Below are 23512 nucleotides of genomic sequence, written 5' to 3'. Positions count from 1 at the left end.
AACATAATTTTTTTGTGGTTCCTGCGGCAACGTGCAACCGCGCCACGCGCACCGGCGGGACAAAAAAAACCACCCCGAAGGGTGGTTTTCAAGATCTGCGAGCAAGACGCCTGCTCAGGCGAGCGCGCCCTGCGGGCCGTGCGATCAGAACTGGTACGTGTAGGTGAGCTGCACCACGTCCAGGCCCGGGTTCGGACGCTTGATGCTGGCGTTCGAGAAGTGCGAATAACGCACACCGATACGGTTGTTGGGCGTAACCAGGAAGCCCACGCCGACGTGGTCGCCGAACTGGAAGGCCGTGCTGATGTTTTCGTTGGCGAAGCGCGTGCTGGAGAACAGCGTGGCGCCGATACCCGCTTCGATGTAGAAGCGTTCGCCGGTCCACCAGCGGAACATCGGGATGGCGCTGAACTGCCAGACGTGACCCGGCGAGCGCGAGCCATCAGCCTGCCAATACGACGCGCCGAATTCGGGCGTCAGGTCCAGACGACCCCAGTTGCCACCGAATTGATACGTCCAGACCGAGGCAGTCTCGTAATTCAGGGTCAGGCGCTTGTAGTGATCGCCAATGCCATAGTGCAGGCTGACGCCGCCTTGGGTGCCCTCGGACGACTGGGCGCTAGCGAAGGTGGCAACCCCTGCCAGGGCAAGGCCGGCAAGGCGCGTCAGCATTTTCTTCTTCGTCGACTGCATGGGATCAACTCCATCTATTTCTGGACTAACGGGGAACATTAGCAAAATCCGGACCAACACGCTTTGCGCATGTCGCAATATGGCAACAAACAGCGATGAAAAAGACTGTTCCGAAAATCGCGGGATTCACGCTTGTGAAATTGCGCTAGGCCGCTGGAGCAAGTCGCGTGCCTGGCCATGTGCCGTTCCCGAAAAAAGACCGCCGGAAGCGCGAGGCTGCCGGCGGCATCTTTGTTTGTCGCCGTGCGGCCGGCATGCGGCAGCCCGGCTACGACAGCAGGCTCAAGCCGTGACCACGTCGGCCGGCTGGTTGTTCAGCAGCGCGAGCAGGCGGGCGATTTCCTCGCGCAATTGGCGGCGGTCGACGACCATGTCGATCGCGCCCTTCTGCAGCAGGAATTCCGCGCGCTGGAAGCCTTCGGGCAGCTTTTCACGCACGGTCTGTTCGATCACGCGCGGACCGGCAAAGCCGATCAAGGCCTTGGGCTCGGCAATGACCACGTCGCCCATGAAGGCAAAGCTGGCCGACACGCCGCCCATGGTGGGATCGGTCAGCACGCTGATGAACGGCAGGCCGGCGGCCGACAGGCGGGTCAGCATGGCGTTGGTCTTGGCCATCTGCATGAGCGACAGCAGGCTTTCCTGCATGCGCGCGCCACCCGAGGCGGCCACGCAGATGAACGGCGTCTTGTTGTCGAGGGCAGCTTGGGCGCCGCGCGCAAAGCGCTCGCCCACCACCGAGCCCATCGAGCCGCCCATGAATTCGAATTCAAAGCATGCCAGCGTGGCGGGCACGCCGCGGATCGAGCCGCTCATGACGACCAGCGCGTCGCTTTCGCCCGTGGCCTTGACGGCCTCTTGCAGACGCTCGGGGTACTTGCGGGTGTCCTTGAACTTCAGGGTGTCGACCGAACGCGTGTTCTGGCCGATTTCAACGCGGCCTTCCATGTCCAGCAGCGAATCGATCCGGGCGCGAGCCCCGATCCGCATGTGGTGGTCGCACTTGGGGCAGACGTGAAGATTGGCTGCCAGGTCTTCGCTATACAGCACCGATTCGCACGACGGGCATTTCACCCAAAGGCCTTCGGGGACGCGGCGGGCGCCGCTGTCGCTGGTTTTGTTGATGCGAGGCGGCAGGAGTTTATCGATCCAGCTCATTGAGTATTCATCCCGTTTGAGATCGCGACCCGGCCGCTCAGGCCGACGCGTTCTCTCGTTTTACTTGATCCAGCGCCTGCCGGATGGTGCGCAGCCAGCCGCTGGCGGCGGCAACTGCGGCGTCGGTTTGCTGGGCAGCTGGTGCGTTGGCGACCGCCTGCTCCATGGTTTCAATCAGTTTGCTGCCGATGACCACCGCATCGGCGGCGCGCGCCACGCGCTGGGCGCTTTCGGCGTCGCGGATGCCGAATCCCACGCCCACCGGGATGTCGCGCACGTGGCGGCGAATCACGGCCACGCGGTCGGCGACGTCGTCGGTGTTCAGCGAGCCAGCGCCCGTCACGCCCTTGAGCGACACGTAGTACACGTAGCCGCGCGCAACGGCCCCGACGGCCTTCATGCGGTCTTCGGTGGATGTGGGGGCCAACAGGAAGATGGGCGCAATGCCGTGTTCGCCCAGGGTGGCGGCGAACTCGATGACTTCTTCGGGCGGATAGTCGACGACCAGCACGCCGTCCACGCCGGCCTGAGCGGCGCGGCTGGCGAATTCGGCCTGGCCCATGCGTTCGATGGGATTGGCGTAGCCCATCAGGACCACGGGCGTCGCGGTGTCACGCTGGCGGAAGTCGGCCACCAGTTCAAGCACGCGGGCCAGGCCCACGCCCTGCGCGATGGCGCGGTCCGCGGCGCGCTGGATGACCGGGCCGTCGGCCATGGGGTCCGAGAACGGCACGCCCAGTTCGATGACGTCGGCGCCGGCCTCAACCAGCGCATGCATCAGCGGCACCGTGGCGGCGGGGGAAGGATCGCCGGCGGCGATGTAGGGAATCAGGGCCGCGGCGCGGCCGGATTCTGCGGTGCGCGCGAAAGCCGCGGCAATGCGATCGGTGCGGGTTGTCATGTTCAGAGCTCGATACCGGCGCGTTCGGCGACGGTGTGCATGTCCTTGTCGCCCCGGCCAGACAGGTTGACCAGGATGACGGCGTCGCGCGGCAGCGTGGCGGCCATCTTGACGGCCTGGGCGATGGCGTGCGACGACTCCAGCGCGGGCATGATGCCTTCGATGCGGCAGCAGTCGTGGAAGGCCTTCAGGGCTTCGTCGTCGGTGATGCCGACGTACTCGGCACGGGCCGAATCCTTGAGCCACGCGTGTTCCGGACCGACGCCGGGATAGTCCAGGCCGGCCGAGACGGAGTGCGTTTCCTGGACTTGGCCGTCAGCGTTCTGCATGACGTAGGTGCGGTTGCCGTGCAGCACGCCGACCTGGCCCGCAGCCAGCGATGCGGCGTGCTTGCCGCTGTCCATGCCCTCGCCCGCCGCCTCGACGCCGATCAGGCGCACGTTTTCGTAGGGAATATAGGGATGGAAGATACCCATGGCATTGGAGCCGCCGCCCACCGCCGCCACGACGTAGTCGGGCTGGCGGCCGATGGCCTCGGGCATCTGCGTCAGGCATTCGTTGCCGATGACGGTCTGGAAGTCGCGCACCATGCGGGGATAGGGATCGGGACCCGCCACCGTGCCGATGATGTAGAACGTGTTTTCGATGTTGGTGACCCAGTCGCGCATGGCTTCGTTCAGCGCGTCCTTCAGGGTGCGCGAACCGGAGTTCACGGGCACCACCGTGGCGCCCAGGAGCTTCATGCGGTAGACGTTGGAGGCCTGGCGGCGCACGTCTTCGCTGCCCATGTACACCACGCATTCCATGCCGTAGCGGGCCGCGACCGTGGCGGTGGCCACGCCGTGCTGGCCCGCGCCGGTTTCGGCGATGACGCGCGGCTTGCCCATGCGCTTGGCCAGGAGGGCCTGGCCAATGCAGTTGTTGACCTTGTGCGCGCCGGTGTGGTTCAGGTCTTCGCGCTTGAACCAGATCTGGGCGCCGCCCACGAGGTCCGACCAGCGCCGGGCATGGTAGACCGGGCTGGGCCGGCCCACGAAATGCTTGAGCTCGTAGTTGAACTCTTCCAGGAAGGCGGGATCGACCCGGTAACGGTCGTAGGACGCCCGCAGCTCGTCGAGCGCGTGCATCAGCGTTTCCGCCACGAAAACACCGCCATAAGGCCCGAAATGGCCCTTGGCATCCGGAAAGTCGTAAGGTTTCACCAAAGCATCTCCCCCGGGATCGCGGCGGGCCACTGCCAGCCGCAAATCCGGTTTGCAACCCGTCATTTTACCTGACGCGGACGGCACCGGCGTGCCGCCCGCCCCCGGGCGTCCCGCTGGTCAGAGGGACTGGCCCATGCGCCGCAGGAAGGTTTCGCAGGCGGCGAGCTGGTCCAGGGCCACGTATTCGTCAGGCTTGTGGGCCTGTTCGATGTGGCCGGGGCCGCAGACCACCGTGGGGATGCCGATGCCCTGGAAGAGCCCGGCTTCGGTGCCGTAGGCGACCTTGCGCGTGGCGCGGTCTTCGGTCAGGGCGCGCACGAGCTGCGTGATGGCGGCTTCTTCGGAGGCCTCCAGGGCGGGCGCGGCGGCGCCGGTCTCGATTTCGATGCTGGCGCCGTCGAATTCGGCCTTCATCTTCGGCAGCAGTTCTTCGCGCACGTATTTTTCGACTTCGGCCTGGATGTCGTCGGGACGCATGCCCGGCAGATTGCGGAATTCGTAGGTGAATTCGCACAGCTCGGGGATGGTGTTGACCGCAATGCCGCCCCGGATCTGGTTGGTGGTCATCGTGGAGAACGGCACGTCGTAGAACTGGTCGTAGGGTCCGTTGGCCTTGAAGCTGTCGGCCAGGTCGCGGATGCGGCAGATCAGGCGGGCGGCGTATTCAATGGCGTTGCAGCCGCGCGGCGTGAGCGACGAGTGGGCCGCCTTGCCGTGCACCTTGCAGCGAAAGAGATTGATCCCCTTGTGGGCCACCACCACCTGCATGCCGGTGGGTTCGCCCACCACGCAGCCCTCGGGGCGGATGCCGCGTTCGTGCAGGTCGGCAAGCATGTACGGCGCGCCCGCGCAGCCGACTTCCTCGTCGTAGGAGAACGCCAGGTGGATGGGCTTCTTGCGCGGCATGGCCATGAATTCCGGCACCAGCGCCAGCGAGCCGGCGATGAAGCCCTTCATGTCGCAGGCGCCGCGGCCATAGAGCAGGCCGTCTTTTTCGATGAGTTTGAACGGGTCCGAGCTCCAGTCCTGGCCGTCCACCGGCACCACATCGGTGTGGCCCGACAGGACGATGCCGCCCTGCTGGTTGCCGTCTTGCGCGGGCAGCGTGGCGAACAGGTTGGCCTTGGTGCGCTCGGGGTTGTGCGCCAGCCATGCCTCGACGCCCTGACCCTTGAGCCAGTCACGGACGGTTTCGATCAGGGCAAGATTGGAATTGCGGCTGGTGGTGTCAAAGCCAACCAGCGTTTCCAGCCAGGTGCGCGCGTTCATGTCACTACTCTCGTGGGGAAAAGACGCAGTGTAAAGCCAGGCGGGGGCGGCGTGTCGGACGGGCCTGCCGCGAACGGGTTTCAGACGGCCGGCCGGACGCCCGGTGCGGCAAAGCGCCTAGAATGTCGCCCGGAAATTAAAAGCCCCCAAGGAGATCCCGTGCAGCACAAAGCAGTCCCCACACGCAACATCGTGGCAGCGGTAATCGGCAACGCGCTCGAATGGTATGACTTCCTGGTGTTCGCGTTCATGACGCCGATCATCGCCAAACTGTTCTTTCCCACCGACCCCAGCGTCCCCGGCAGCGAACTGAACGCCATCCTCATGACCACCGCTATCTTCGGCGTGGGTTTCTTCATGCGCCCGGTGGGCGGCATCATCCTGGGCCTGTACGGCGACCGCAAGGGCCGCAAGTCCGCCATGGTGCTGGTGACCTCGCTGATGGCCGTGTCCATCGCGCTGATCACGGTGGCCCCGACCTACCACGCCGCCGGCATCCTGGCCCCGATCTTCATCCTGATCGCGCGCCTCTTGCAAGGCTTCTCGGCGGGCGGCGAATTCGGCACGTCGACGGCGCTGCTGATCGAAATGGCGCCCAACGGCAAGCGCGGCTTCTACGGCTCGTGGCAGATGGCGGGCCAGATGCTGGCCCTGTTGATCGGCGCGGCCTGCGGCACGCTCATCACCGAGTTCTTCACCGAGCAGCAGATTGCCGACTGGGCATGGCGCCTGCCGTTTGCCTTCGGCCTGGTGATTGTGCCGATCGCCATCTATATTCGCCGCAACGTCGACGAAACTGACGCCTTCAAGCAGATGAAGGAAGCCGACCGCCAGGCCGCCGAACGCGGCGAGGTCAAGCGCCTGTCGCTGGGCCAGATGCTGCGCACCCACACGCGCGAGACGCTGATCGGCGTGGGTCTTGTGGTGACGGCCACGGTGTCGATCTACATCACCTTCACGTATCTGGTCACGTATTCGACCAAGGTGCTGATGCTGCCGCTGAACCAGACCTTCCTGGTGCAGATGGCCGGCGCGGCGCTGATGGTGGTGCTGACCCCGTTCATGGGGGCCTGGTCCGATCGCATCGGCCGCCGCCCGCTCGTGATCAGCTCTTTGATCGGCTACCTGATCGTGCTGTACCCGCTGTATTTCTGGCTGTCGGACGCGCCGTCGATCGGCCGCCTGCTGACCGTGCAGGTCGTGGTCTGCATTTTCGTGTCGGCGTTCTTCGGCGTGTTCAGCACGGTGATGGCCGAGCTGTTCCCGGCGCGTGTGCGTTCCGTGGGCCTGTCGCTCGCCTATAACGTGGCCGTGATGATCTTCGGCGGATTCGCGCAGTTCATCGTGACCTGGCTGATCAAGACCACCGGCTCGCCCATGGCCCCGGCCTATTACGTGATGTTTGGCGTGGCGCTGGGCCTGGTTGCCGCGTTCTACATGCGTGATCGTGCGCATGAAGAGCTGGAAGACTGAGGTCTGAACCGCCCCGCGCCGCCAGCTGGCCCAAGCGCCAGCGGCGGCGGCCGCGGGGAATGATCCGGCAGCAGTCCTCGCTGCCGGAGGCTGCGCCTAGCGGCGCATTGCCGACGACACGCCCTGCACTTCGGCCAGGGCGTCCAGAGCGCGGGACAGCGATTCGCCGCCGCGCACCTCCACCGTGAACACCATATGAGCCAGCGACTGCTTGCTCTGCGTGTTCACGCCCACGACATTCAGGCGCAGGCGCGCAAACACTTCCGACAGGTCGCGCAAGAGGCCCGAGCGGTCGTGCGCGCGCACGCTGATGTCCACCGGATAGAACGTGTCGGCCGTTTCGCCCCACGCCACCTCGATGACGCGTTCGGGCTCGCGCGCGGCCAGCGCCAGGTAGCTGTGGCAGTCGCGGCGATGAATGGACACGCCGCGCCCCCGCGTCACGAAGCCGGAAATCGCATCCGGCGGCGCCGGGCGGCAGCAACGGGCCAGCTGCGTCAGCAGCGACCCCACCCCCACCACCAGCACGCCGCTCTTGCCGCTTTTCTCGGCGCTGCCGGCGCTGGCGTGCCGCAGGGCGGCCGGCGTGGGTTCGACCGCGGGCGCCGGCTGCTGGAACACGGCGTCGATCTGGCGCAGGCTGAATTCTTCCTTGGCAGCGGCAACGTAAAGGTCGTCGGCCCGCGCAAAGCCCAGGTTCTGGGCCAGCTGCTCCAGATTGATGGCCGTCTTGCCCAGGCGCTGCAATTCCTTTTCGACAAGCGCCTGCCCCTGCGTGATGCGCTGCTGCAGTTCAATCGCGTTGAACCACATGCGCACCTTGGCGCGGGCACGCGGGCTGGCCAGAAAGCCGAGCTGGGCATTGAGCCAGTCGCGCGACGGGCCGCCGGACTTGGCGGAGATGATCTCCACGGTCTGGCCGGTGGACAGGTGCGTCTGCAGCGGCACCATCTGCCCATCGACGCGCGCGCCGCGGCAGCGGTGGCCCAGGTCGGTATGCAGGTGATAGGCGAAATCCACTGGCGTGGCGCCAGCCGGCAGCTCGATCACGCGCGCCTGAGGCGTCAGCACGTAAATGCGTTCGTCGGTATGCGCCGGCGCCGTCACCGCGCCGCGGCTCTTGCCCGTGGCGGCCCGGCCCGAGGCGGGCTTGGGGGGCTCGGGCGGCGTGTTTTCGCCACCCTCGACATCGGTGTTCCAGGCCAGCAGCTGGCGCATCCAGGCAAGCTGCCGGTCGTATTCGCTGGAGGCGGCAACCTGCCCGCCCTTGGCGCCCGCTTCCTTGTAGCGCCAATGCGCGGCCATCCCGTATTCGGCGAACTGGTGCATCTCGCGCGTGCGGATCTGCACTTCGAAGGGACGGCCGTCATCGTCGGCCACCACCGTGTGCAGCGACCGGTAGCCGTTGGGCTTGGGCCGCGAGATGTAGTCGTCGAACTCGTCGGACAGCGGCGTCCACATCTCGTGCACCATGCCCAGCGCCGTGTAGCAGGCGCGCACGTCGTCGACGATGACGCGCAGCGCCCGCAGGTCGTACATCTGGGAAAAATCCAGACGCTTGACGCGCATCTTGTTCCAGATGCTGTAGATGTGCTTGGGCCGGCCGCTGACCTCGGCGTCGATGCCGGTCTTGGCAAGCGCCTGCTTCAGGCGCGTGATGGCGCCCGCGATGAAGGCCTCGCGTTCGACCCGCTTTTCTTCGAGCAGACGGGCGATGTGCTTGTACTTGTCGGGTTCGAGGAAGCGGAAGGACAGGTCTTCCATTTCCCATTTGATCTGCCAGATGCCCAGGCGGTTGGCGAGCGGCGCGTACAGGTCCAGGGTTTCGCGGGCAAAGCTGGGCGAGCACGGCGCCTTGCTTTCGGCGTGCCAGCGCAGTGTACGCAGCCGGGACGCCAGGCGCATCAGCACGATGCGCAGGTCGGCTGCCATGGCCAGCAGCATCTTGCGCTGCATTTCCTTCTGCGAACCGCTTTCGGCCGAAGCATCGCTGGCCTGCCGGGCCACCACGCCCAGGCGCAGCAACGCGTAGGCGCCCTGCACCAGCCGCGCGATTTCCGCGCCGAAGGCGACGGCGATGGGGTCGTTGCGCAATGAGGGCGCCGGGGCCATCAGATCGGTGGGCAGCGCGGCCAGGAGGGCGGCGGCGCGCGTGGCGGCATCGGTGTGCAAGGCCGCCAGGATACGGACGACGCCGGCGGCGTGGCCGGCCAGCGGCTCGCCCGTCAGGGCGTTCTGGCCTTGGAAGCGAGGCTCGGCCCAGCAGGCAACCCGGTCCAGCAATGCCAGGCCCTCGGCATCCAGGCCCGCTCCGGCCTCCTGCCGCCAGGAAGCGTCAAATGGCGAAGGCGCATCGGGAACGGACGGGGCGGACATGACGGGGCGTAGCGCAGGTATCGGGTTGAATATTTCGACACTCTACACTAGGGTTCAGTCACCCTGAACACACTGCCGCATCCCGGCATATGGAAGGAACCAAAGCTTATGTTGCGCTGGCTGAAGGGCCGCGGCGCCCGCCCGTCCGAGGTCGCCGAGATGCAGGCCCGCATCCCGCCGGAACTCTGGCGGCAGGTGCTGGACACCTACCCGTTTCTGGCGGCGCTGACCGAAAGCGAAGCCGCCCAATTGCAGGCGCGCGCCGCGTGGCTGCTCGCCAGCAAGACGATCAATGGCGCGCAGGGGCTGGAGGTCTCGGACTTCATGCGGCTATCCATCGCCGCGCAGGCCTGCCTGCCCATCCTGAATCTCACGCCCGAGCTGTATGAGGGCTGGGACGAGATCATCGTGTATCCCGCGAGCTTTCGCATCCCCCGGACGCGCGAGGACGAGGACGGCGTGGTCCACGAATACATCGAGGACGCCGCCGGCGAAGCTTGGGAAGGCGGTCCGCTGGTGTTGTCGTGGGAAGACACGCAGCTGTCCGAGGGCGGCTTCAACGTGGTGATCCACGAATTTGCCCACAAGCTGGACCTGCGTTCGGGCTTTGCGGACGGCATGCCGTCGCTGTCGGCGCATCCCGACATCAAGCCGCGCGCGTGGCGCCAGGTGCTGGACGACAGCCTGGACCGCTTCATCGCGGCGGTCGACGCCGTGGAAGCGGCGATTCCCCGCGACGTGGACCCCGAAAGCGAGGAAGCGGACGCCTGGTACGGGCAGTTGCCGATGGATCCCTACGCGGCCACGGACGAAGGCGAGTTCTTCGCGGTCAGCTCCGAACACTTCTTTGTAGATCCCTTTCCGATGCAGCAAGCGCTGCCTGAGTGGTATGCCATGCTGCGCGCCTATTACCGGCAGGATCCGATGGAGAGGTTCGCATGAAGCAGTTGCTGATCGTCTGGCATTCGCGCACAGGCGCGGCCGAGCAGATGGCGCAGGCCGCGGCGCGCGGCGCCGTGGCGGCGGCCGCTGCGCTGGAGCAGCCGGACGATCTGCGCATCGAACTGCTGCGCGCGCAGGATGCCGGCGCCGACGCCTTGCTGGCCAGCCAGGGGTTTCTCTTCTGCGCCCCCGAGAACCTTGCCAGCCTGAGCGGCGAGATGAAGGAGTTCTTCGACCGCAATTACTACGCGGTGCTGGACCGCATCCAGGGACTGCCCTACGCCGCCCTGATCAGCGCGGGCAGCGACGGCTCGGGCGCGGCCCGGCAGGTCGATCGCATCTGTACAGGCTGGCGGCTGACGGCGGTGGCGCCGGCCGTCATCGTGAATATGGGCGCGCAGACGGCGGCGCAGATCCTGGCGGCCAAGACGGTGCAGGCTGCTGATCTGGCGCGGTGCGAGGAACTGGGCGGCCTGCTGGCGGGGATGATGCTGATGGGCGCGTGAGGCGGGTGGCGTCTGTTGTCGGGTGTCTGACACCCACTCAGCGTCAGCCAACAAAAAAAGCCCTCGGCTCACGCCAGAGGGCTTTTTCACAAGGCCAGCCGGAGCCGGCCCTGATCGCGCATCAGAGCGCGGCCGTCACCACGATCTCGACCTTGTAGTCGGGGTTGGCAAGGCGGGCTTCGACGGTGGCGCGGGGGGGCGAGTTGCCGTCGGCAACCCATGCGTCCCAGGCCTTGTTCATGCCGTCGAATTCCTTCATGTTGGCCACGTAGATCTGGGCCATCAGGATCTTGGTCTTGTCGGTGCCGGCTTCGGCCAGCAGACGGTCGATCGTCGCGAGCACTTGCTCGGTCTGGCCGGTGATGTCCAGCGTGGCATCGTCCGGCACCTGGCCTGCCAGGTAGGCCACGCCGTTGTACACGGCCATGTCCGACAGGCGCTTGGTCACGTGAAAGCGCTTGATGCTGCTCATGAGAATTCCCCTAGAGTCGAGTGGTTTGGGTGGAACTGGGCAAGGCTGCCCGCGTGCGGCGCGCGAGCGTCGTCAGGCGGGCGGCAATTGGAAGACCTGGCGCAGATAGGCCAGGTAGGCAGGATCGTCGCACATCGTCTTCTCGGGCGCATCCGATACCTTGGCGACCGGCTGGCCGTTGCAGCGGACCATCTTCATGACGATCTGCAGCGGTTCGTGGCCCAGGTCGTTGGTGAGGTTGGTGCCGATGCCGAAGGACACCTTGCAGCGGCCCGAGAACTGGCGCGCCAGCTCGATGGCGCGCGGGAAGGTCAGCGAATCCGAGAACACCAGGGTCTTGGCGCGCGGATCCACGCGGTTCTTGCGGTAGTGCTCGAGCAGACGCTCGCCCCAGACGAAGGGATCGCCGGAGTCGTGGCGCGCGCCGTCAAAGAGCTTGCAGAAATACATGTCGAAGTCGCGCAGGAACGCATCCATGCCGTAGACGTCGGACAGCGCGATGCCGAGGTCGCCGCGGTATTCCTTGGCCCACACTTCCAGCGCGAACACCTGCGAATCGCGCAGGCGCGGACCGAGCGCCTGGCAGGCCTGCAGATATTCGTGGCCCATGGTGCCCAGCGGCAGCACGTCGTGCTCCTTGGCGAGCAGCACGTTGCTGGAGCCCGCGAAATGCGGACCCATCTCGGCTTTCAGGGTGGTGACGATCTCTTCGTGCCAGGCCTTGGAGAAGCGGCGCCGCGTGCCGTATTCGGCCACGCGGAAGTCGGCCAGCGCCGGATCATCCAGCACCAGGTGCATCTTGGACTGCAGGCGCTTGCGGCCTTCTTCCCAGTCCGGATGCTTGCGCGTGTTGCGGAAATAGACCTCGTTGACGATGGCCAGCACGGGGATCTCGAACAGGATCGTGTGCAGCCACGGGCCCTTGACCTCGATGCTGATCTCGCCGGGTCCCTCGCCTTCGCTGATGTGGATGCAGCGCTCCGGCATGTGGAACAGACGCAGGAAATCAACGAAGTCGCTTTTGATAAAGCGCAATCCGCCCAGATATTTAAGTTCGTCGTCCGTGAAGCGCAACTGGCAAAGCTGATGCACTTCGTGGCGGATTTCGTCCATATAAGGGCGCAAATCCACGCCCTTCGTACGGCATTTGTACCGGTACTCGACCTGGGCAGCGGGAAAATGATGCAGCACCACTTGCATCATGCTGAATTTATACAGGTCGGTGTCGAGCAGCGAAGTAATAATCATGATTGCGCGTTTCGTTTCGCGACACCATAGCATGAAGAACAGGGGCTTCGGCACGAAGTGCCACGCTGTCAATACGGGTATTGCCGACACATCCGCGCGGCATTGGGTAAAATCCGCCCATTAAGACACATCTGCCGCCGAGCCCCGGAGTTCCTGAATGACCCACGTAGTCACCGAAAACTGTATCAAGTGCAAGTACACCGATTGCGTAGACGTGTGCCCGGTGGACTGTTTTCGTGAGGGTCCGAACTTCCTCGTGATCGACCCGGACGAATGCATCGATTGCGCGGTCTGCATCCCCGAGTGCCCCGCCAACGCGATCTATGCCGAAGAAGACGTGCCGCAGGACCAACTCAATTTCATCGCGCTGAATGCCGAACTCTCCCCGGAATTCGCCAGCATCAGCCGTGCCAAGAAGCCCCTGCCCGACGCCGACGAATGGAACGGCAAGCAGGACAAGCTGCAATACCTGGAAAAGTAATCCACGAGCGCCGGCCAGACCGGCGCTTTCGTGCGATGTCCCGATGACCGACGACTCCAAATACACGCGCCAGACCATCACCAGCGTCCACACCTGGGTGCCGGACAAACTGTTCTCCGTGCGCGTGTCACGGGACGAGGCCTTCACGTTCCTGCCGGGCCAGTTCGCCCGGGTCGGCCTGCCCGGCGCCGAAGACCCCGACGGTCCGCCCACGATCTGGCGCGCCTACTCCATGGTCTCGGCCCCGCATGAGCCGGGGCTGGAGTTCTATTCCATCGTCGTTCCCGAAGGCCTGTTCAGCCCGCGCATGGCGCGTCTGCAGCCGGGCGATGCGCTGTATGTGGAAAAGACCCCCTACGGCTTTTTGACGCTGGAGCGCTTTGCGCCCGGCGGCGACCTGTGGCTGCTTGCCTCAGGCACCGGCCTGTCGGCCTACCTGTCCATCCTGCGTGACCCCGCCGTCTGGCGCGCCTATAACCGCATCATCCTGGTGCACGGCGTGCGCACCGCGGCCGAACTTGCCTACCGCGACGAAATCGACGCCTGGCGCCGCGATCCGGCCCTGGCCGAGGTGTTTGCCGCCGACCCCGGCAAGCTCGTCTACTTGCCAATCGCCACCCGCGAAGCCGTGCCCGGCATGCCGCAAGCGCGCATCACCACGCTGATCGCCGACGGCGGCCTGGAACAATTGGCCGGGCGCCCCCTGGATCCCGAGACCGCCAAGGTCATGCTCTGCGGCAACCCCGCCATGCTGGCGGAGGCACGCAAATTGCTGGGTGAGCGTGGGTTCAAGCCCGGTCGCCGCGGCATTCCGGGCAATCTCGCAGTAGAAAACTACTGGTGATCCCCCATGCTGCGGCGTAGTGCATAAATCCTCCGTTTGGTATCACCGCGGGGCATAAAAGCGGCCCTAAACTGGTGCGAAACACATGACGGGTCGCTTTTTAGCAACAAAACAGGGCAGTTTGCCGGACATTCTTCAGGCTGATTGGAAATATCGTTACGCCCCGGAGCAATAATCGGGGCACACGCTCGACCCAGAAGGACTTCCCCGAAATGCTGTACCAATTGCACGAAATGCAGCGCGCTTTCCTGACTCCGTTCGCTGCATTCACGGATGCCGGTTCTCAGCTGTTCTCCAGCCCCTACAGCCCGCTCGCCTACACCCCGATTTCCCGCCAGATGGCCGCCGGGTACGAGCTGATGACCCGTATCGGCAAGGAATACCAGAAGCCCGCCTGGAATCTTCCCTCCACCCAGATCGCCGGCAAGTCCGTGCGCGTGATCGAAGCCGTGGCCCTGGACAAGCCGTTCTGCCGCCTGGTGCACTTCCAGCGCGACGTCCGTCTGGCCGGCAAGAACGATCCGAAGGTCCTGCTGGTTGCCCCGCTTTCCGGGCACCACGCCACCCTGCTGCGCGACACCGTGCGCGCCCTGCTGCCCCACCACGACGTCTATGTGACCGATTGGGTCGACGCGCGCATGGTGCCGCTGGCGGCCGGTCCGTTTCATCTGAACGACTACGTGCGCTACGTGCAGGACTTCATCCGCCATCTGGGCCCGGACGTGCACGTCATTTCCGTCTGCCAGCCCACGGTGCCGGTGCTGGCCGCCGTGTCGCTGATGGCGTCGGCCAACGATCCCTGCCAGCCGCGCAGCATGGTGATGATGGGCGGCCCCATCGACCCGCGCCAGTCGCCCACGCAGGTCAATCGCCTGGCCACCACCAAGCCCTATTCGTGGTTCGAGAACCAGGTGATCCACCCCGTGCCGCCCCGCTATCCGGGCGCCGGCCGCCGGGTGTATCCGGGGTTCCTGCAGCATGCGGGATTCATGGCCATGAATCCGGACCGCCACATGAAGTCGCACTACGACTTCTACCTGGACCTGCTGCGTGGCGACGACAGCGATGCCGAAGCGCATCGCCGCTTCTACGACGAATACAACGCGGTCCTGGACATGCCGGCCGAGTTCTACCTGGACACGATCCGCATGGTGTTCCAGGACTTCGACCTGCCCAACGGCACCTGGGAAGTCGACGGCAAGCTGGTGCGCCCGGCCGATATCAAGGACGTCGCGCTGTTCACCATCGAGGGCGAACTGGACGACATTTCCGGCCAGGGCCAGACGCGCGCCGCGATCAAGCTGTGCAAGAACATCCCGGCCGATCGCAAGTCGCATTACACCGCGCCGAACTGCGGCCACTACGGCATTTTCTCGGGCCGCCGGTGGCGCGAAATGATCTGTCCTAAAATTGCCGAGTTCATCCGGCAATCGGCTTGACGGCGGCCCCGCGCCGGCCGCCGGCAACCTGATCCGTACCCCCGGGGCCCGAGCGGCCCCTTTTCATTACTGGCTTTACATGTCCTGTCGCTCACTAGCCGACCGCGTTGACGCCTTGCTGCCTCAGACGCAATGCACCAAATGCGGTTACGACGGCTGTCGGCCCTATGCCGAGGCCATCGCCGAGGGCGCCGCGCCGATCAACCGCTGCCCGCCCGGCGGCGACGACGGCGTCGCGCAGTTGTCCGCATTGCTCGGCACGCCTCTGTTGCCGCTTGATCTGTCGCGCGGCGATCCCGGCCCGCTGCTGGTCGCGCGCATCGACGAATCGCATTGCATCGGCTGTACGCTGTGCATCCAGGCCTGTCCGGTCGACGCCATCGTCGGCGCGAACAAGCACATGCACACCGTACTGGACGACTGGTGCACGGGTTGCGACCTGTGCGTGGCGCCCTGTCCGGTGGACTGCATCGAGATGGTGCCGGCCGGCCGCGCGTGGACCAGCGAAGACGCCACGATCAGCCGCCAGCGCCATCGCAACCACCAGGCGCGCGCCGAGCGCCTGGCGGCCGACAACGCGCGCTTGATGGCGCCGGAAATACCGGATGCGCCCGCTTCCGCGGCGCCCGCTTCCGAGGACGCGCAAAAGGAGGACGTGCAAAAGGAAGACCGCAAGCGCTCCGCCATCGAATCCGCGCTGGCCCGCGCCCGCGCCCGCCGCAATCCCACGCAGTCATGAACGCCGCCAAACGCCGAGAGATCTTTGCCCGCCTGCACGCGGCCAACCCTACCCCCACCACTGAACTGGAATACGACACGCCATTCCAGCTGCTGATTGCCGTGCTGCTGTCGGCGCAGGCCACGGACAAGTCGGTCAACATCGCCACGCGCAAGTTCTTCCCGCAGTACGGCACCCCCGAAGCGCTGGCCGCGCTGGGCGAGGAAGGACTGGCCGACTACATCAAGACCATTGGTCTCTTCCGCACCAAGGCGAAGAACGCGATCGCCACCAGCAAGATCCTGATCGAGCAGCACGCAGGCCAGGTGCCGCAGACGCGCGAGGCGCTTGAAGCCCTGCCCGGCGTGGGCCGCAAGACGGCCAACGTGGTGCTCAACACCGCGTTCGGGCAGGCGGCGATGGCGGTGGACACGCACATATTCCGCGTCTCGAATCGCACCGGCATCGCGCCCGGAAAAAACGTGCTGGAAGTCGAACTGAAACTGATGAAGTTCGTGCCGCAGGAATATCTGCTGGACGCGCATCACTGGCTGATTCTGCACGGCCGCTACGTCTGCGTGGCGCGCAAACCGAAGTGCCCGCAATGCGGCATTTCCGATCTCTGCGAATTCAAGCCGAAAACCCCTGCATAAAGCCGCCGGCGTCTGCACGCGGCTGCGGATTATGCGAGCGGAAAACCGGGTTTTCCCTCGCCTATTACCGCGTGACATCTTGATGACGATCAACGCGTAATTGCTGCAACGCATTTCCATATTGGAAAGGCTTTCTCCCCTTGCGAGCCAAGCATTGTCGGCATGCCGACAATTGCCCTTTCCGCAGTGCAAAACCTATGACAAACCCTCATGGAATTTTGATTGCGACGTCCGCATACTCGCCGGCAACTCATAAGAAAACTACGCACGAAAACAGTTTTCGAATCCTGCGGGGGCCTGACGCAATGACGCCAGGCAGAGACCATATAAATACAACGCTGGTGCAGCGAACATGGATGACACAATCCTGGAGACAAAAGGCCTCACCAAGGAGTTCCGCGGCTTCGTCGCGGTCAACGGGGTCGATTTGCGTATCAAGCGGGGCGAGATTCATGCCTTGATCGGGCCTAACGGCGCGGGCAAGACCACATGCTTCAACCTGCTGACCAAATTCCTGGCGCCCACGTCGGGCAGCATCAAGTTCAATGGCATCGACATCACCGGCGAGCGGCCCGCGCAGATCGCGCGGCGCGGCATCATCCGGTCGTTCCAGATCTCGGCGGTGTTCCCGCACCTGACCGTGCTCGAGAACGTGCGAATCGGCCTGCAGCGCAAGACCGGACTGTCCTATCACTTCTGGCAAAGCGACAAACGCCTGGCCACGCTGAACGAGCCCGCGCGTGCGCTGCTTGAACAGGTCGACCTGGGCAGCTTTGCCGACGAAACCACGGTCAACCTGCCGTACGGCCGCAAGCGCGCGCTCGAGATCGCCACCACGCTGGCGATGGAGCCCGAGCTGATGCTGCTGGACGAACCCACCCAAGGCATGGGCCACGAAGACGTGGACCGCGTCACGCAACTGATCAAGCGCGTGAGCGCCGGGCGCACCATCCTCATGGTGGAACACAACATGAATGTCGTGTCCTCCATCGCCAACACCATCACCGTGCTGGCGCGCGGATCGGTGCTGGCCGAAGGTTCCTACGCCGAAGTCTCCCGCCATCCGGCCGTGATGCAGGCTTACATGGGCACGACCGACGGCGAACTTCAAGGAGCGCACGCATGAGCACCCCCGCACTCGAAATCTCGGGCCTCAATGCCTGGTACGGGGAATCGCATATCCTGCACGGCGTGAACATGCGCGTGGGACAGGGCGAGGTCGTCACGCTGCTGGGCCGCAACGGCGCCGGCCGCACCACGACGCTGCGCGCCATCCTGGGTCTGACCGGCTCGCGCAAGGGTTCGGTCCGCATCCATGGCACCGAAGCCATCGATCTGCCCACCTACAAGATCGCCCACCTGGGCGTCGGCTATTGCCCCGAGGAACGCGGCATCTTCGCCAGCCTGTCCTGCGAAGAAAACCTGCTGCTTCCGCCGGTGGTCGGCTCGCTCGGCGGCGGCATGTCGCTGGCCGAGATCTACGACATGTTCCCCAACCTGCAGGAACGCCGCAATTCACCCGGCACGCGCCTGTCGGGCGGCGAACAGCAGATGCTCGCCGTCGCGCGCATCCTGCGCACCGGCGCGAACCTGCTGCTGCTGGACGAAATCTCCGAAGGCCTCGCGCCCGTCATCGTGCAGGCGCTGGCCCGCATGATCACCGCGCTCAAGCAGCGGGGCTACACCATCGTCATGGTGGAACAGAACTTCCGCTTTGCCGCGCCGCTGGCCGACCGCTTCTACGTCATGGAGCACGGCCAGATCGTCGAGCACTTCGAAGCCGCCGAACTTTCAGAAAAACAGGACACGCTCAACGAATTGCTGGGCGTCTAAAGCAACCTGTGTCATCCGCCGGAACCCCGGCAAACACCACACTGTAGGGAAGAGGAGTCATCCCATGAAGCTGCACACCATCACTGCTGCACTGGCCATGGCGGGCCTGGGATTCGCGGGGGCAACCGCCCACGCTCAAGGTATCTCCGACGATGTCATCCGCATCGGCTTCATCACCGACATGTCGGGCGTGTACTCCGACATCGACGGCAAGGCGGGCCTGGAAGCCGTACGCATGGCTGTCGAGGACTTCGGCGGCACGGTCAACGGCAAGAAGATCGAAATCGTCTCGGCCGACCACCAGAACAAGGCCGACGTCGCCTCGGCACGCGCGCGCGAATGGTTCGACCAGCAGAAGGTCGACGTCATCATCGCCGGCACCAACTCGGCCACCAGCCTGGCCATGGCAGCGGTCGCCGCTGAAAAGAAGAAGCCCTTCATCGCGGTGGGCGCCGGCTCGTCCGACCTGACCAACGCGCAATGTTCGCCCTACACCGTGCACTACGCCTACGACACCGTGGCGCTGGCGCGCGGCACCGGTTCGGCGGTGGTGAAGGACGGCGGCAAGAGCTGGTTCTTCCTGACTGCCGACTACGCTTTCGGCCACGCGCTCGAGCGCGACACGATGGCGGTCGTCAAGGCCGCGGGCGGTGAAGTGAAGGGTCAGGTGCGCGCACCGCTGGGCGCATCGGACTTCTCGTCCTTCCTGCTGCAGGCGCAATCGTCCAAGGCGCAGATCCTGGGCATGGCCAATGCGGGCGGCGACACCATCAACACGGTCAAGGCCGCCAACGAATTCGGCGTCACGCAGACCATGAGGCTGGCCGGTCTGCTGGTGTTCATCAACGACGTGCACTCGCTCGGCCTGGACGCCACCAAGGGCATGTATCTGACCGACGGCTGGTACTGGGATCAATCCGACGCCTCGCGCGCCTGGTCCAAGAAGTTCGAGTCCAAGGTCGGCCGCAAGCCGTCCATGCTGCAGGCGGGCGACTACTCGTCGGCGATGTTCTACCTGAACGCCGTCAAGGCCACCGGCTCGGATAACGGCGACGACGTAATGAAGTGGATGAAGTCGAACAAGGTGAACGACTTCTTTGCCCAAGGCGGCGTCGTGCGCGAAGACGGCCGCATGGTCCACGACATGTACCTGATGCAAGTGAAGACCCCGGCCGAATCCAAGGGCCCGTGGGACTACTACAAGGTGGTGGCGACGCTGCCTGGCGACGAGGTCTACACCAAGTTGTCCGAGTCCACCTGCAAGCTGGTCAAGAAATAAACCAGCCCATGTGATCCTGGGTGCGGTCCGGGCCGATGGCCCGGCCGCTTTCCTCCTGACTAGCTCGCTTCCTTCCGTACCGCGCAGGACTTTCACAAGATGACTGACATTTTCGGCATCCCCATACAGGCCTTGTTCGGCCAGCTGTTACTGGGCCTGGTCAACGGTTCCTTCTATGCAATGCTGTCGCTCGGACTTGCCGTCATCTTCGGGCTGCTGAACGTCATCAACTTCGCCCACGGCGCCCTCTACATGCTGGGCGCCTTCATCGCATGGATGGGGCTTTCGTACTTTGGCCTGAACTACTGGGTCATGCTGATCCTGGCGCCGCTGATCGTGGGGCTGTTCGGCATCATCATTGAAAAGCTGCTGCTCAGGCATCTCTACAAGCTCGACCACCTGTATGGGCTGCTGCTCACCTTCGGGCTGACGCTGCTGATCGAGGGGCTGTTCCGCAGCTTCTACGGCGTGTCGGGCCAGCCTTATCCCACGCCCGAGGCCCTGCGCGGCGCGACCAACCTGGGCTTCATGATCCTGCCGAACTACCGCGGCTGGGTCGTGGCGGCGTCGATCATCGTCTGTTTTGCCACGTGGTACGTCATCGAGCGCACCCGCCTGGGCGCCCTGCTGCGCGCCGGCACCGAGAACCCGCGCCTCGTGGAGTCCTTCGGCGTGAACGTGCCGCGCATGATCACGCTTACCTACGGCTTCGGCGTCGCGCTGGCGGGCTTTGCCGGCGTGCTGGCCGCGCCGGTGCTGCAGATTTCGCCGCTGATGGGATCGAACCTCATCATCGTCGTGTTCGCGGTGGTCGTGATCGGCGGCATGGGGTCCATTTTCGGCGCCATCGTCACCGGGCTGGGCCTGGGCGTGATCGAGGGCCTGACCAAGGTGTTCTGGCCCGAAGCGTCCAGCACGGTCGTCTTCATCATCATGGCCATTGTTCTGTTGATCCGCCCGGCCGGGCTGTTCGGAAAAGAAAAATGAATCGTCAATTCCTGGGCTATGCGGTCCTGGCCATCGTGGTGGCCTTGCTTCCCTTCATGGGCGTGTATCCGATCTTCGCCATGAAGGTCATGTGCTACGCCCTCTTTGCGTGCGCCTTCAACCTGCTGCTGGGCTTCACGGGGCTGCTGTCCTTTGGCCACGCCGCCTTCCTGGGCAGCGCGGCCTACGCGGCCGGCCACAGCATGAAGGTCTGGGGCCTGCCCACCGAGCTGGGGCTGCTGTTCGGCGTGGCCGTGGCGGCGCTGCTGGGCCTGGCGATGGGCGCGATTGCCATCCGGCGCAGCGGCATCTACTTCGCCATGATCACGCTGGCGCTGTCGCAGATGGTGTTCTTCTTCTTCCTGCAGGCCAAGTTCACGGGCGGCGAAGACGGCCTGCAGAGCGTGCCGCGCGGCTCGCTGCTGGGACTGGTCGACCTGTCCAAGGACATCAATCTGTACTACCTGGTGATGGCCATCTTCATCATTGGCTACTTCATCATCTGGCGCACGGTGAACTCGCCCTTCGGGCAGGTGTTGCAGGCGCTGCGCGAAAACGAGCCGCGCGCCATCTCGCTGGGTTACGACGTGGACCGCTTCAAGCTGGTGGCCTTCGTGCTGTCCGCCGCGCTGGCCGGTCTGGCGGGCGCCACCAAGACACTCGTGTTCGTGTCGGCCACGCTGTCCGACGCCACCTGGCAGATGTCCGGGCTGGTAATCCTGATGACGCTGATCGGCGGCCTGGGCACACTGACCGGCCCCGTCCTGGGCGCATTCATCGTGGTGCTGCTGGAGAACAAGGTGGGCGACTTTGGCCAGATGATGGCCAACGTGACCGGCGTCGAATGGTTCCTGCGCTTGGGCGAATCGGTCACGATCGTCAGCGGCCTGATCTTTGTGATCTGCGTGCTGGCCTTCCGGCGCGGCATCGTGGGCGAATTGGGCGCCCTCTTCAACCGCCGCCGCACCGCCCGCGCGTGATCTGACGCTTCGGTTGATTGACCTCCGGGGCCGCGCACAGCGGCCCCGTTGCATTGAGGCGCGCCATCGCCTCGTACAATGGCAGGCACCTCACTACACAGGTGCCGACCATGCGCATCACGCATCTCGTTCCCGGCTTCGGCGCGCTCGCGCTGGCCGCCGCCCTGCTGTCCCCCGCCGCGGCCCAGGCCGCCCCCGCCGTCCCGGCTTGCGAAGTCGACCGGCCCATCCGTTTCAGTGGCCTGAACTGGGAATCGAACCTGGTGCTTGCCGGCATCGAGCGCTATGTGCTCGAACACGGCTACGGCTGCAAGACCTCCGTCGAGATCGGCGAGACCCTGCCCATGCTGGCCGCGCTGCAGCGCGGCGACGTCGACGTCACGCCCGAGGTCTGGCCCGGCCAGATCGAAGGCGCCTGGAAGAAGGCGCTGGCCAGCGGCAAGGTGCTGGGCGTGGGCCACGTCTATGACGCGGGCGAAGGCTGGTATGTGCCCCGCTACACCGTGGAGCGGCACCCGGAGCTCAAGTCCGCCGCCGACCTGGCCCGCTTCAAACAAGTGTTTGCCGACCCCGAGGACCCGGGCCGCGGCCGCATCTACGGCTGCCCGGCCGGATGGGCCTGCGGCACGCTGAACGACAACCTGCTGCGCGCCCTGAAGCTTGACAAGGACTACGCCCTGTTCGCCCCCGGTTCCGGCGCTGCGCAAAAGGCGGCGATCGTGTCGGCCTACAAGCGCAAGCGCGACATCGTCTTCTACTACTGGACGCCCACGTCGCTGGTCGGCGCGCTGGATCTGGTCAAGCTGGAACTGCCCGCGTTCGATCAGGCCGCCTACACGTGCATGACGGATCCCAAGTGCGCCAATCCCGTGGCCACGCAATTCAAGCCCAACCCGGTGGTCACCGGCATGAACGCCGAATTCGCCAAACAGGCGCCGCGCATCACCGAGTTCCTGACCAAGCTGACGGTGCCGGACGATGCCATCGACGCCACGCTGGGCTGGCTGGAAAACGAAGGCAAGGAACCCGAAGACGCCGCGCGTTATTTCCTCAAGCAGTACGCGCCCGTCTGGCGGCAATGGATGCCCGCGGATGTTGCGGACCGCGTGCAGGCGGCGCTGGCCAAGGAATAACCCGCCGGCTCATGTATTCTGGCGGCTCGGCCAGCATAGGCCAACCCGATTCAAGCGAAGGAAGACAATCATGGATGCCTTGTTCTGGCACAACGGTCACTGGACCACTGAAAACCCCAAACTGCTCGGCCCGGCCGACCACGCCTTCTGGATGGCCAGCATGGTCTTCGACGGCGCGCGCGCCTTCCGCGGCCTGACGCCCGACCTGGACTTGCACTGCCAGCGTGTCGTGCGCTCGGCGGAAAAGATGCTGATGAAGCCGCAACTGGCCTGGGAAGAAATCCAGGACTTGTGCCTGCAGGCCGTGGCGCGTTTCCCCGAGGGCTCGGAGCTTTACATCAAGCCGATGTTCTTCTGCGCCGACGGCTTCCTGCTGCCCGACGCCGACAAGACCCAGTTCGTGCTGCACGTGTTCAAGGTGCCGATGCCGGGCGACCAGGGCTTCTCCGCCTGCTTCTCCAGTTTTGCCCGTTCGTGGCCCAACATGGCGCCCACCGACGCCAAGGCCTCGTGCCTGTACCCCAACGGCCAGCGCGCCATCCGCGAAGCCGCCGAAAAGGGCTTTGACAATGCCATCATGCTGGACGGCGCGGGCAACCTGGCCGAGTTCGCCACCAGCAACCTGTGGCTGGCCAAGGACGGCGTCGTGTCCACGCCTGTCGACAACGGCACCTTCCTGAACGGCATCACGCGCCGCCGCGTGCTGGCGCTGCTGAAGGCCGACGGCATCGAGGTGCAGGAACGCAGCCTGACCCGCGCCGACGTCGAAGCGGCTGACGAAGTGTTTTCGTCGGGCAACTACGGCAAAGTGGTGCACGTGAACCGCGTCGAGGACCGTGCGCTGGAATACGGCCCGATCGCGCGCCGCGCACATCAGCTGTACATGGAGTACGCGGAAAGCACGCGCCGCAGCTGATCGCCG

23 protein-coding genes are annotated in these 23512 nt (G+C 65.0%); 15 read left to right on the top strand and 8 right to left on the bottom strand.

Translation table 11 applies throughout. From position 1 onward, the window contains the following. Positions 1-144: 144 nt before the first annotated feature. From CLM73_RS06405 to argE, 5 genes are all read right to left on the bottom strand, one after another. The gene (locus tag CLM73_RS06405) at positions 145-693 is read right to left on the bottom strand and encodes an acyloxyacyl hydrolase (RefSeq protein ID WP_056568100.1); all 549 of its coding nucleotides are present in this window, start codon (positions 691-693) and stop codon (positions 145-147) included. 282 nt (positions 694-975) lie between these two features. Then, positions 976-1851 carry an acetyl-CoA carboxylase, carboxyltransferase subunit beta gene (gene accD, locus CLM73_RS06400; RefSeq protein WP_056568103.1) on the bottom strand — a complete coding sequence of 292 codons (876 nt, stop codon included), beginning with the start codon at positions 1849-1851 and terminating at the stop codon, positions 976-978. A 37-nt stretch (positions 1852-1888) separates the two neighbouring features. Then, positions 1889-2752 (bottom strand): tryptophan synthase subunit alpha, encoded by an 864-nt coding sequence (gene trpA, locus CLM73_RS06395; RefSeq protein ID WP_105237782.1) that lies wholly within the window; start codon positions 2750-2752, stop codon positions 1889-1891. A gap of 2 nt (positions 2753-2754) precedes the next feature. Further along, a complete protein-coding gene (gene trpB / locus CLM73_RS06390) occupies positions 2755-3954 on the bottom strand; it encodes a tryptophan synthase subunit beta (RefSeq protein ID WP_105241402.1) in 1200 nt (399 codons plus the stop codon). 120 nt (positions 3955-4074) lie between these two features. Then, on the bottom strand, positions 4075-5226 hold the full coding sequence (gene argE / locus CLM73_RS06385) for an acetylornithine deacetylase (RefSeq protein WP_105237781.1): 1152 nt from the start codon (positions 5224-5226) through the stop codon (positions 4075-4077). 159 nt (positions 5227-5385) lie between these two features. Here argE and CLM73_RS06380 point away from each other — a divergent pair, with 159 nt between their 5' ends. Continuing rightward, a complete protein-coding gene (locus CLM73_RS06380) occupies positions 5386-6699 on the top strand; it encodes an MFS transporter (RefSeq protein ID WP_105237780.1) in 1314 nt (437 codons plus the stop codon). Positions 6700-6795: 96 nt separating this feature from the next. Here the strand turns inward: CLM73_RS06380 and CLM73_RS06375 are convergent, their stop codons facing one another. Then, on the bottom strand, positions 6796-9075 hold the full coding sequence (locus CLM73_RS06375; RefSeq protein WP_105237779.1) for a RelA/SpoT family protein: 2280 nt from the start codon (positions 9073-9075) through the stop codon (positions 6796-6798). Positions 9076-9183: 108 nt separating this feature from the next. Here CLM73_RS06375 and CLM73_RS06370 point away from each other — a divergent pair, with 108 nt between their 5' ends. Both CLM73_RS06370 and CLM73_RS06365 read left to right on the top strand, forming a co-directional pair. Next, positions 9184-10017, top strand: coding sequence for a zinc-dependent peptidase (locus CLM73_RS06370; protein ID WP_105237778.1), 834 nt, complete (start codon positions 9184-9186; stop codon positions 10015-10017). Continuing rightward, positions 10014-10523 carry an NAD(P)H-dependent oxidoreductase gene (locus tag CLM73_RS06365; protein WP_105237777.1) on the top strand — a complete coding sequence of 170 codons (510 nt, stop codon included), beginning with the start codon at positions 10014-10016 and terminating at the stop codon, positions 10521-10523. Before CLM73_RS06370 ends, CLM73_RS06365 begins: the two co-directional genes overlap by 4 nt. A gap of 121 nt (positions 10524-10644) precedes the next feature. Here the strand turns inward: CLM73_RS06365 and CLM73_RS06360 are convergent, their stop codons facing one another. Both CLM73_RS06360 and pncB read right to left on the bottom strand, forming a co-directional pair. Continuing rightward, the gene (locus tag CLM73_RS06360; protein ID WP_056321843.1) at positions 10645-10995 is read right to left on the bottom strand and encodes a RidA family protein; all 351 of its coding nucleotides are present in this window, start codon (positions 10993-10995) and stop codon (positions 10645-10647) included. 72 nt (positions 10996-11067) lie between these two features. Then, the gene (gene pncB, locus CLM73_RS06355) at positions 11068-12243 is read right to left on the bottom strand and encodes a nicotinate phosphoribosyltransferase (RefSeq protein WP_199778261.1); all 1176 of its coding nucleotides are present in this window, start codon (positions 12241-12243) and stop codon (positions 11068-11070) included. A gap of 157 nt (positions 12244-12400) precedes the next feature. On the opposite strand from pncB, the gene fdxA reads away from it, so the two are divergent. The 12 genes from fdxA to CLM73_RS06295 all read left to right on the top strand — a co-directional run bounded on the left by fdxA (position 12401) and on the right by CLM73_RS06295 (position 23506). Beyond that, the gene (gene fdxA / locus CLM73_RS06350; RefSeq protein WP_006389264.1) at positions 12401-12724 is read left to right on the top strand and encodes a ferredoxin FdxA; all 324 of its coding nucleotides are present in this window, start codon (positions 12401-12403) and stop codon (positions 12722-12724) included. Positions 12725-12767: 43 nt separating this feature from the next. Further along, a complete protein-coding gene (locus CLM73_RS06345) occupies positions 12768-13568 on the top strand; it encodes a ferredoxin--NADP reductase (RefSeq protein ID WP_105237776.1) in 801 nt (266 codons plus the stop codon). 212 nt (positions 13569-13780) lie between these two features. Continuing rightward, on the top strand, positions 13781-15007 hold the full coding sequence (locus CLM73_RS06340) for a polyhydroxyalkanoate depolymerase (protein WP_105237775.1): 1227 nt from the start codon (positions 13781-13783) through the stop codon (positions 15005-15007). Positions 15008-15086: 79 nt separating this feature from the next. Further along, positions 15087-15746 carry an electron transport complex subunit RsxB gene (gene rsxB, locus CLM73_RS06335; protein ID WP_105237774.1) on the top strand — a complete coding sequence of 220 codons (660 nt, stop codon included), beginning with the start codon at positions 15087-15089 and terminating at the stop codon, positions 15744-15746. Further along, positions 15743-16378 carry an endonuclease III gene (nth, locus tag CLM73_RS06330; RefSeq protein WP_105237773.1) on the top strand — a complete coding sequence of 212 codons (636 nt, stop codon included), beginning with the start codon at positions 15743-15745 and terminating at the stop codon, positions 16376-16378. Before rsxB ends, nth begins: the two co-directional genes overlap by 4 nt. Before the next feature lie 352 nt (positions 16379-16730). Further along, complete coding sequence (locus CLM73_RS06325; RefSeq protein WP_056568131.1) at positions 16731-17504, top strand: ABC transporter ATP-binding protein; 774 nt, start codon at positions 16731-16733, stop codon at positions 17502-17504. Continuing rightward, positions 17501-18211 (top strand): ABC transporter ATP-binding protein, encoded by a 711-nt coding sequence (locus CLM73_RS06320; RefSeq protein WP_056568134.1) that lies wholly within the window; start codon positions 17501-17503, stop codon positions 18209-18211. The genes CLM73_RS06325 and CLM73_RS06320 overlap by 4 nt, the downstream gene beginning before the upstream one ends. 64 nt (positions 18212-18275) lie before the next feature. After that, positions 18276-19490 carry an ABC transporter substrate-binding protein gene (locus CLM73_RS06315; RefSeq protein WP_105237772.1) on the top strand — a complete coding sequence of 405 codons (1215 nt, stop codon included), beginning with the start codon at positions 18276-18278 and terminating at the stop codon, positions 19488-19490. Between the two features lie 99 nt (positions 19491-19589). Beyond that, the gene (locus CLM73_RS06310) at positions 19590-20477 is read left to right on the top strand and encodes a branched-chain amino acid ABC transporter permease (RefSeq protein ID WP_056568139.1); all 888 of its coding nucleotides are present in this window, start codon (positions 19590-19592) and stop codon (positions 20475-20477) included. After that, complete coding sequence (locus CLM73_RS06305) at positions 20474-21457, top strand: branched-chain amino acid ABC transporter permease (protein ID WP_056568141.1); 984 nt, start codon at positions 20474-20476, stop codon at positions 21455-21457. Before CLM73_RS06310 ends, CLM73_RS06305 begins: the two co-directional genes overlap by 4 nt. Before the next feature lie 110 nt (positions 21458-21567). Further along, positions 21568-22590 carry an ABC transporter substrate-binding protein gene (locus tag CLM73_RS06300; RefSeq protein WP_105237771.1) on the top strand — a complete coding sequence of 341 codons (1023 nt, stop codon included), beginning with the start codon at positions 21568-21570 and terminating at the stop codon, positions 22588-22590. Between the two features lie 70 nt (positions 22591-22660). After that, a complete protein-coding gene (locus CLM73_RS06295; RefSeq protein WP_105237770.1) occupies positions 22661-23506 on the top strand; it encodes a branched-chain amino acid aminotransferase in 846 nt (281 codons plus the stop codon). Positions 23507-23512: the final 6 nt, after the last annotated feature.

Origin of the sequence: Achromobacter spanius (assembly GCF_002966795.1) — a bacterium.
In the GTDB taxonomy this organism is placed as follows: Bacteria; Pseudomonadota; Gammaproteobacteria; order Burkholderiales; family Burkholderiaceae_B; genus Achromobacter; species Achromobacter spanius_D.
This window is presented reverse-complemented; position numbering and strand designations above follow the sequence as displayed.